Origin of the sequence: Rathayibacter sp. Leaf296 (assembly GCF_001423045.1) — a bacterium.
Classification (GTDB): domain Bacteria; phylum Actinomycetota; class Actinomycetes; order Actinomycetales; family Microbacteriaceae; genus Rathayibacter; species Rathayibacter caricis.
On sequence record NZ_LMNR01000001.1, the window covers coordinates 1,085,496 to 1,094,063 of the forward strand.

Below are 8,568 nucleotides of genomic sequence, written 5' to 3' on the forward strand. Positions count from 1 at the left end.
CGACCGTCGCGATGTCGAGCGAGCGGTGCGCCTCGGCGCCCGACTCCGGCCGGAGCACGCTGTCCAGGAGCAGCCCGCCGAGGTCGTCCGCGCCGCCGCGGAGCAGCACCTGCGCCGTGTGCAGCCCGACCTTGGTCCACGCGGTCTGCACGTGGTGGATCCGACCGTGCAGGAGCAGCCGCGAGACCGCGTGCACCGCCCGCGTCTCGCGCAGGGTCGGGCCGCCGCGGGTGAGCGCGACGACCGCGGGAGGCGCCTCCGCCGGCACGAACGGCATCGCGATGACCTCGGTGAATCCGCCGGTCTCGTCCTGGATCGCGGCGAGCGTGCGCAGGTGCGCGATCTGCTGCTGCGGAGTCTCGACGTGGCCGTAGACCATCGTCGCGGTGGAGCGCAGGCCGTGGCGGTGCGCGGTCGTGACCGACTCGCGCCACGCGGCGACGCTCGGATCCGTTCCCTCGCTGAGGACCGCGCGGACGCCGTCGTCGAGGATTCGCGCCGCGGTGCCCGGCACGCTCGCGACTCCGGCCTCGCGCAGTGCGTCGAGCATCTGGGGCACGGTGCGCCCGGTCCGCTCTGCGGCGTCGAGGATCTCGGCGGGGCGGAAGGCGTGCAGGTGCAGCGACGGCTGCCGCTCGTGCAGTGTCCGCGCGATGAGGAGGAGATCGTCTCCCGGGAGTCCCGGGGCGAGCGCCCCCTGGAGGCACAGCTCGGTGGCCCCGAACAAGACGGCCTCGTCGGCGAGCTCGCGCAACGCCTCCTCGTCGAGGCCGGAGCGCCAGAGCGACGTGTCGATGTTGAGGTTCGCGACGACCGAGACGGTGTCGCCGACGACCGAGCGGCGCACGTCGTCGGCGAGAGCGGCGAGCGCGTCGAGGTCGTCGCCGTCCGCCGCGAGCAGCGCCAGGTAGTCGTCGTCCGACAGCCCCGCAGGATCCTCCGCGGCCCGCGCCAGGACCGGGGCGAGAGCGGAGGAGGGGACCGCGCGCGCGGGCGGATCCAACTCCTCGCGGTACGGCCGGGAGAGCACCGGCGCCGCCTCGTCGGCGAGCCACGACTCCGGATCGGCGAGGGCCCGCACGTACGGCGCCACCCGCGGGTCGATCCAGGTCGCCGCCTCCCGCAGGTACTGCGGGTGCGCGGTGAGGCGCTCCCGGAGGCGGTACCCGGCCGCCGCGGTCAGCCGCGCGAGGTCGTCGATGTTCGGCCACGGCCGCTCCGGATTCACGTGGTCCGCGGTCAGCGGGCTCACGCCGCCCCAGTCGTCGATGCCCGCGCGCACGAGCAGTCCGAGCTCCTGCTCGTCCGTGAGGTTCGGCGGCGCCTGGATCGTGGTGTCGGCGCCCATCACGAGCCGCGCGACGGCCACGTTCGCCACGTACTCCTGCAGCTCGAGGTCGACCTCGTTCTGCATCGCCGTCCGCGGCTTCGCGCGGAAGTTCTGCACGATGCACTCCTGCACGTGACCCCACCGCTCGTGCGACTCGCGGATCGCGAACAGCGCGTCCGCCCGCTCCGCGTCGTCCTCGCCGATCCCCAGCAGCACGCCGGTGGTGAACGGCACGCGGCTGCGACCGGCGTCCTCGAGCACCCGGAGGCGCAGCGCCGGATCCTTGTCGGGCGAGCCGTAGTGCACGCCGCCCTTCTCGGACCAGAGGCGCGTCGCGGTGGTCTCGAGCATCATGCCCATCGACGGGGCGACCGGGCGCAGGCGCTGCAGCTCGGCCCACGACATCACTCCGGGGTTCAGGTGCGTGACCATGCCGGTCTCGCTCATCACCAGCACCGCCATCGCGCGGACGTACTCGAGGGTCGACGCGTAGCCGTGCTCGGCGAGCCAGGCGCGGGCGACCGGCCAGCGGTCCTCGGGCCGGTCGCCGAGGGTGAACAGTGCTTCCTTGCAGCCCAGCGCCGCCCCCGCCCGGGCGACCTCGAGGATCTCCTCCGGCTCCATGAAGGTCGACTCTCGCTTGGCCGCGAGGCCGCCCGGCGTCTCGACGAACACGCAGTAGTGGCAGCGGTCGCGGCACAGCTTCGTCAGCGGCACGAACACCTTGCGCGAGTACGTGATCACTCCGGGACGCCCTCGCCGGGCGAGCCCCTCGTCCCGCAGCGCTCCCGCAGCCGAGAGCAGCAGCTCGAGATCGTCGCCGCGCGCTCCGAGCAGGAGCTCGGCGCTCGCCCGGGTGATCGGCTCTCCGTGCGCGAGGCGGTCGAGGACGGTGGCCGTGGGGGAGGAGGTCATGCGGGTGGCGGCTCTTCCGGAGGGGTCGGCCGGCGCGGGGCCGGCGGGAGGGAGGGTGCTCAGAGCGTGCGCAGGCGCGGCGCGAGGTCGCGCTCGAACGCGTCGAAGAAGCGCTGCTGGTCGTCGCCGGGCGCGTGGAACACGAGGTGGGTGAAGCCGGCGTCGACGTAGGGCTTGATCTGCGCCACGGTCTCGTCGGGGTCGGAGCCCACGATCCAGCGCTTGGCGACCTGCTCGATCGGCAGCTCGTCGGCGGCGCGCTCCATGTCGACCGGATCGGTCAGCGAGTGCTTCTGCTCGGGAGTCAGCGAGAGCGGCGCCCAGAAGCGGGTGTTCTCGAGCGCGAGCTCCGGGTCGGGGTCGTAGGAGAGCTTGATCTCGATCATCCGGTCGATCGTCGAGGAGTCGCGTCCGCCGGCCGCCGCGCCCTCCTCGACCGCGGGCAGCAGCTTCTCGGTGTACAGCTCCATGCCCTTGCCGGACGTGCAGATGAAGCCGTCGCCGGCGCGTCCGGCGTACTTCGCGACGACCGGTCCGCCCGCGGCGATGTACACCGGCACACCGCTCTCGGGCTTGTCGTAGATCGACGCCTCGTGGGTGGAGTAGTACTCGCCGTCGAACGAGACGCGGTCGCCCGCCCACAGCGCGCGCATGAGCCGGACGGCCTCGCGCAGCCGCGCGAAGCGCTCCTTGAAGTCGGGCCAGGTCTGCTCGCCGGCGCCCTGGTAGCCGGTGGCCACCTCGTTCAGCGCCTCGCCCGTGCCGACTCCGAGCATGATGCGGTCGGGGTAGAGCACCCCGAGGGTGCCGAACGCCTGCGCGATCACGGCCGGGTTGTAGCGGTAGTGCGGCGTCATGACGGAGGTGCCGAGCCGGATGGTCGACGTCCGCTCGCCGGCCGCGGCGAGCCACGCGAGCGAGAACGGGGCGTGGCCGCCGGTGTGGCGCCACGGCTGGAAGTGGTCCGAGACCACCGCGCTCTCGAATCCGTGCCGTTCGGCGGCGACGGCGAGCTCGACGAGCTCCCGTGCCCCGAACTGCTCCGCCGACGCCTTGTACCCGAGCGTGATCGTCATCTGCAGCCTTCGTCAGTCAAGAGGGGACCGCTCGCGACCGGAGCCGAGCGGTCCCTCCATTCTGCGCCTGCGCGGAGGCCGATCGGGACGCTCAGTCCGACGCGGGCGAGATGTTGACCATCCACTCCACTCCGTAGCGGTCCACCAGCATGCCGAAGCGGTCGCCCCAGGGGGAGTCGGTGAGGGGCATCGGAGTCTCGCCGCCCTCGGCGAGCGCCGCGAACCACCGGCTCAGCTCGGCGTCGTCCTCGCCGAAGAGCGCGATCTGGATCCGGCTGCCCTCCGGCGCCGGCATGGCGCTCGGGCTGTCCGAGGCCATCAGCAGCATGCCGTTGGGGAGGGTCAGCTGCGAGTGCATCAGGCGGTCCTGGTCGGCGGGGTCCTCGCTCGCCTGGAAGTCGGCGTACGTGCTCGCCTGCAGCTCGCCTCCGAACACCGAGCGGTAGAACTCCATCGCCTCGCGGGCTGTGCCGGCGAAGCCGATGTAGGGGCTGAGACTGGTGGCCACGGTGTCCTTCTTCCTGGTCGGGGTTCGATCGCGATCAGTCAATACCCGGCGGCGGAGGCGGGCAACGGTCAGACCAGCCCGATCCGGTCCGGCACGCTGAAGCGCACGTCGGGCAGCCACGACGCCGGGTCCGGGAACGGCCGCCCCTGGGGGAGCCGGCCCAGCAGCCGGCGGACGGCCCCGGGATCGGACGAGCTCGGCAGCACTCGCGCGGGCGCCGCGCGCGGGAGCACGCCCAGCCACCAGTGCTTCCAGTTCGCCGGTGCCGACTCCGGCTCGAGCACCACGTAGTAGTCGGGCAGTGCGGCCTCGCCGCGGCGGAAGACGCCGAGCGCGGTCTCGATCTCGACGTCGAGCGCGCCGTGCGTCGCCCGGTCCTCGAAGAACTCGATCCAGGCGTTCGCGACGTGCTCGAGCGGATCCGCGTCGTGCAGCAGGTAGGTGGAGGCGGACGGGTGCGCGCCCGGGCCGGTGCCCGGACGGGCGTCGACGTTGGGCAGGGTGTCGAGGTCGCGCAGCAGGCCGTCGGTCCCCGGACCGACGAGCAGGACGACCGTGGCGGTGGAGCTCGGTGCTGTTCCCATGTCCGAGTCTAGGAACAGCCCCCACCCCGCGCGGAAGACCCGTCGTGTGACGGGTCCGTGACGATCTACTCCGTCTCGGCCTCGACGCGGGTGGGCGGGTTCGCCCCGGCGCGCGAGGTCGTGATGCCGGCGACCCGCGCCGCCCAGCGTCCGATCGCCCGCAGGGCGGGCTCGTCGAGCAGCATCCCGTTCGGCGCGCCGAGCCCCTGCCGGAACGCCTCGTCGAGGATCGCGCCCATCGCGGAGTCGCCGGCTCCGATCGTGTCGGCCACGACGATGCGGGCGGCCGGCACCGTCGCCCGGGCGACGGCGGACGCGAGGAGCAGTCCCTCCCCGCCGCGGGTGATGACGGCGAGCCGCGCGCCCAGGCCGAGGATCCGGGTGAGCACCTCGTCGAGCTGCACCGTGGGGTAGAGCCACTCGGCGTCCTCGTCGCTGAGCTTCACGATCTCGCACGAGGCGGCGACCCGCTCGAAGCGCGCGAGCGCCGCGGCGTGCGGGCCGACCAGGGCCGGGCGGATGTTCGCGTCCACGCTCGCGGTCGTGCCGGCCGGCAGCGCCTCCAGCAGGTCGAGGATCGCGGATCCGCCGGGCTCGAGGTAGACGGCGATCGAGCCGGTGTGCACGTGCCCGAACGGAGTCGGGTCCGCGGCGGGCGGGTTCCACGACAGGTCGAACTCGTACTCCGCCGAGCCGTCGGGCCGGATGCGGGCCTTCGCGGTCGAGGTGCGGGGGGCGTCGCCGTGCACGACGCTCACCCCCGAGGCGCCGAGGTGCTCGCTGATGCGGCGTCCGCGCGCGTCGTCCGCGATGTCGGTGACGAGGGTCGCGTCGCGACCGAGCCGCGCCAGGGTGAGCGCGACGTTGGCGGGCGAGCCGCCGACGTGCTCGCTGCTCGCGCCGTCGCGCTCGACGATGTCGATCAGCGCTTCGCCGACGACGAGGATCCGGGGTGCTGCCGACTCGCGGCCGTCCGTGCTGGGCATCCGCCCATCATGCCGGTAGACGGCGTTCGAAGCGCAGCGGCGGCCGGGAGCGCCGCTCAGCTGCGGGCGATGCCCTCCGCGAGCACCTCGTCCACGGTCGTCAGCTCGATCAGCGGCGCGTAGAGCGCCATCGCGTCCAGCGCGCGCCGGTGGTCCGTCTCGGAGGCGCCCGCACAGGCGTCGACGACCACGCGCACGCGCACCCCCGCGTCCGCCGCCGCCAGCGCCGTCGACAGCACGCAGCAGTCCGTCGACACCCCGGTCAGCACGATCTCGCGCGAGTCGTCGAGCAGCGCCTCCAGCTCGGGACCCCACTTGCCGAACGTCGTCGCCGTGAGCACCCGGTGACCGTCGAAGCCGGGCACGAGGGCGTAGAGCGGATCGCCGTCCGGCACGAGCGCGAACGGCCAGTCCCGGTAGTACGGCACCCAGGCGCCCCGCGGCTCGGTCGGCGCGGTGAAGCGGGTGGTCACGACCCGGTCGCCGAAGAGGGGGAGGAGCCGCGCCGTCCCCGCGGCCGCCCGCTCGAACTCCGACGAGCCCCACGGCGAGTCCGCGTCGGCGAAGACGTGCTGCAGATCGATCGCGACGAGCAGGCTCACGCGCGCGATTCCTGCCGGCGCACGCTCGCGGAGGAGGAGACGAGGGCGCCGACGAACCCGATCACGAGCGCGGCGAGGACCCCGAGGTTGGCGTAGGCCCACTCGCCCTCGCGTCCGCCGATCGGCCCGAGCAGGTAGCCCTCCCAGCCGAAGCCGGGCGAGGAGTTGACCACGAGGCCCCAGCCGATCACCGAGCCGATCACCACGAGCAGCACCGGCGCGATCGAGACGCTGCCGTAGCGGCCCCGCGCGTCGTAGAGCGCCTCCTGGTCGTAGTCGCGGCGACGGAGGAGGAGGTCGGCGAGGAACACGCCCAGCCACGCGGCGATCGGCACCCCGAGCGTGATCAGGAAGCCCTGGAACGGGCCGAGGAAGTCGCCCGCGACGAACACGACGTAGATCGCGCCGAGCACCATCAGCACCCCGTCGATGCCGGCGGCGACCGGTCGCGAGACCTTGAGCCCGGTGCTGAGAAGTGCGAGGCCCGAGGAGTAGATGTCCATGACCGCGCCGCCGATGAGTCCAAGCAGGGCCACGACGATGAACGGGAGGAGGAACCAGGTCGGCAGGATCGTCGCGAGCGCGCCGATCGGGTCGGCCGCGATCGCGTCCGACAGCTCCTGCGACGAGCCGGCGAGCAGGAGGCCCACCACTACGAGGACGACCGGGGCCACCGCGCCGCCGAGGGTCGTCCAGGCGATCACTCCGCCGGTCCCCGCCGTGCGCGGCAGGTAGCGGGAGTAGTCGGCCGCCGCGTTCACCCAGCCCAGTCCGAAGCCGGTCATCATGAACACGAGTCCGCCGATCACGGCGCCGGCCGAGCCGGAGGGCAGGCTCGCGACCGCGCCGAGGTCGATGTCGTCGAGCACGAGGGCGACGTAGACCACCGTGAGCACGCCGGTGGCGACGGTGATCGCGAGCTGGAGGCGCATGATCAGGCGGAAGCCCGCCACTCCGGCGATCACGATCAGCGCGGCCACCACGATCAGCGCGACGACCTTCGTCAGCACTCCGCCGTCCCAGCCGAACTCCTCGAAGACGGTGGCGGTCGCGAGCACGGCGAGCGAGGCGAGAACGGTCTCCCAGCCCACCGTGAGCAGCCAAGAGATCACCGACACCAGTCGATTGCCGTTCACGCCGAAGGAGGCGCGGCTGAGCACCATCGTCGGCGCGGAGCCGCGCTTGCCCGCCACGGCGACGAAGCCGCAGAAGAGGAAGGACACCACGATGCCGATGACGGCGACGGCGGTGGCCTGCGCGAAGGAGAGGCCGAAGTCGAGCAGGAACGCGCCGTAGCTCAGGCCCAGCACCGACACGTTCGCCGCGAACCACGGCCAGAACAGGTCGCGCGGGCGGCCGTGCCGCTCCGACTCCTGGATCGTGTCGAGGCCGTTGAGCTCGATGCCGCCGGCGGGGCGGACGGGAGTCTGGTCGGGAGAGGTCATCGCATCCAACGTTCTCGCGCGGGCGACCGGCGCTCGCCGGGCTGCAACGAATCTAGAGCACGCTCAGTCGCCGGTGCGCTCCAGCAATCCGCGGAGGGTCTCCAGATCGGCCGCGACGCGACCGCAGTCCTCGTCCCACTGGTCGAGCGTCATCCCCTCGTAGCGGCGCACGGTGAACGCCACCTCGGCCCCGTCCCCGTTCGCGAGCACCCGCAGCGGGTTGTCGAAGACGCGCCCTTCTGCGGTGATCACCCGGTGGTCCGCCACGCCGAACGGGTTCCGCGGCGCGAAGACCACCTCCACGCGCCCCATCGGGGAATCGGCGAACCAGTGCCCGTCGACCTCCTCGACGTCCGACTCCGCGAGCCCCGCGGCCCACAGCGGCAGGTTCGAGGGATCGACGATGAAGGAGTAGACCTCGTCGGCGGGCGCGTCGATGACGATCCCGACCGGTCTCGATTCGTGGATCACGGGAGTCGCTCCCCTTCCGCGGCGAAGCTCGCCACCAGCAGAGCGGCGAGGGTGGTGCGCTCGAGGATCCCCTCGATACTCACCGACTCGCCGCGGGCGTGCGCCCCCGCTCCGGGGGCGCCGAGGCCGTCGAGCACCGGGATGCCGAGGGCCGCGATCAGGTTGCCGTCGCTCGCCCCGCCGACGGCGGTCTCGACGAGCGGCAGGTCCATGGTGCGGGCGAGCCGCTCGGCCCGACGGAACAGGGCGCCGACGGCGGCGGTCCGCTCGAACACCGGGCGCTGCCACGATCCGCGCACCTCGATGCGGATCCGCTCGTCCGACGCCTGCAGAGCGTTCATCTCGGCCTCCACCCGTGCCGCCTCGGCGGAGTTCCGGATGCGCGCCTCGAGCTCGAGCCGCACCTTCGCGGTCGTCACGTTGACCCGGCTGCCGCCGCCGATCAGGCCGATGTTGATCGTGGTCCCCGCCTCGGGCCGGGCGATGCCGAGCACCCGGGGGATCAGCGCGCCGAGCTCGTGGATCGCGCTCGCGCCCTTCTCGGGCTCCACGCCGGCGTGCGCCTCGATGCCGACGACGTCGACGACGAAGTTGCCGATGCCCTTGCGGGCGGTCTTCACCGCGTCGCCGATGGCGCCCTCGAAGACGAGG

At 72.9% G+C, this 8,568-nt stretch carries 9 protein-coding genes; all 9 read right to left on the reverse strand.

The annotated features are described in order from the left end of the window. A partial coding sequence (gene cofG / locus ASF46_RS05025; RefSeq protein WP_056866637.1) for a 7,8-didemethyl-8-hydroxy-5-deazariboflavin synthase CofG occupies positions 1-2,245 on the reverse strand: 2,245 nt, incomplete at its 3' end. A 59-nt stretch (positions 2,246-2,304) separates the two neighbouring features. Then, positions 2,305-3,321 carry a glucose-6-phosphate dehydrogenase (coenzyme-F420) gene (gene fgd / locus ASF46_RS05030; RefSeq protein WP_056866638.1) on the reverse strand — a complete coding sequence of 339 codons (1,017 nt, stop codon included), beginning with the start codon at positions 3,319-3,321 and terminating at the stop codon, positions 2,305-2,307. Positions 3,322-3,412: 91 nt separating this feature from the next. Next, positions 3,413-3,829, reverse strand: a complete 417-nt coding sequence (locus tag ASF46_RS05035; protein ID WP_056866639.1) for a VOC family protein — start codon at positions 3,827-3,829, stop codon at positions 3,413-3,415. A 68-nt stretch (positions 3,830-3,897) separates the two neighbouring features. Beyond that, positions 3,898-4,413, reverse strand: coding sequence for a hypothetical protein (locus ASF46_RS05040; RefSeq protein ID WP_056866640.1), 516 nt, complete (start codon positions 4,411-4,413; stop codon positions 3,898-3,900). 65 nt (positions 4,414-4,478) lie between these two features. Continuing rightward, positions 4,479-5,399: a carbohydrate kinase family protein gene (locus ASF46_RS05045; RefSeq protein ID WP_056866641.1), complete on the reverse strand. Its 921-nt coding sequence runs from the start codon at positions 5,397-5,399 to the stop codon at positions 4,479-4,481. Positions 5,400-5,455: 56 nt separating this feature from the next. After that, a complete protein-coding gene (locus ASF46_RS05050; RefSeq protein ID WP_082485254.1) occupies positions 5,456-6,001 on the reverse strand; it encodes a cysteine hydrolase family protein in 546 nt (181 codons plus the stop codon). Further along, positions 5,998-7,446 (reverse strand): purine-cytosine permease family protein, encoded by a 1,449-nt coding sequence (locus ASF46_RS05055; protein ID WP_056866642.1) that lies wholly within the window; start codon positions 7,444-7,446, stop codon positions 5,998-6,000. The genes ASF46_RS05050 and ASF46_RS05055 overlap by 4 nt, the downstream gene beginning before the upstream one ends. A gap of 63 nt (positions 7,447-7,509) precedes the next feature. Then, positions 7,510-7,917, reverse strand: a complete 408-nt coding sequence (locus ASF46_RS05060) for a polyketide cyclase (protein WP_056866643.1) — start codon at positions 7,915-7,917, stop codon at positions 7,510-7,512. After that, positions 7,914-8,568, reverse strand: a 655-nt coding sequence (locus ASF46_RS05065; RefSeq protein WP_162240160.1) for a peptidase dimerization domain-containing protein, incomplete at its 5' end; no start/stop codon positions are given. The genes ASF46_RS05060 and ASF46_RS05065, both read right to left, overlap by 4 nt.